Annotated in this window: 1 pseudogene; it reads left to right on the top strand. The window is 35.3% G+C overall.

The features are described from left to right. Positions 1-566: pseudogene (locus tag BOW57_RS20710) on the top strand (hypothetical protein); the annotation flags it as partial.

Genomic DNA, 566 nt, shown 5'->3' with positions numbered 1-566 from the left:
CAAAAGAAACTGTTACAACAATTACAAACAATAATAACGGAAGCTATACTTATGCAAATGAGGCAGGAGACAATGTTACTATTGACGTAGTAGGCGATGTTGCAACTAATTTTGAAACAATTATCAATAATCCTGCGGTAACTAATGTTTTAAACAATTTTGTTACTAAGTCCGAAGGTACAGTATCGTTCAATTCTACAACCAACGAATTTACTTATACAGATGCATCAGGCGCAACACAAGTGGTAAATATCAATGAAATTGTAAAAGGAAACGAAACTTTGACATCACTTGTATATGACGCGACAGGAAAAGCATTAACCTATCAGGCAGAAAACGGTCCAGCAACAGTAATTAATCTTGTTGATATGGTAGGAGATGCAGAAACACTGACAACCTTAGATAAAAATGCTGCCAACGACGGAAAGTATGTTTATAAAAGCGAAAATGATACAGAAACGACAATAGATGTTGTAGCCGATGTAATCAACAATGCAAGCACAATTATCAACGATTCTAAGTTCGCAACAGAACTTACGCAATTTGTAGGTTCAAACGAAACTTTG

The sequence above is a fragment of the Flavobacterium sp. YO64 genome (genome assembly GCF_004119505.1).
Taxonomy (GTDB): Bacteria; Bacteroidota; Bacteroidia; order Flavobacteriales; family Flavobacteriaceae; genus Flavobacterium; species Flavobacterium oncorhynchi.
This window is presented reverse-complemented; position numbering and strand designations above follow the sequence as displayed.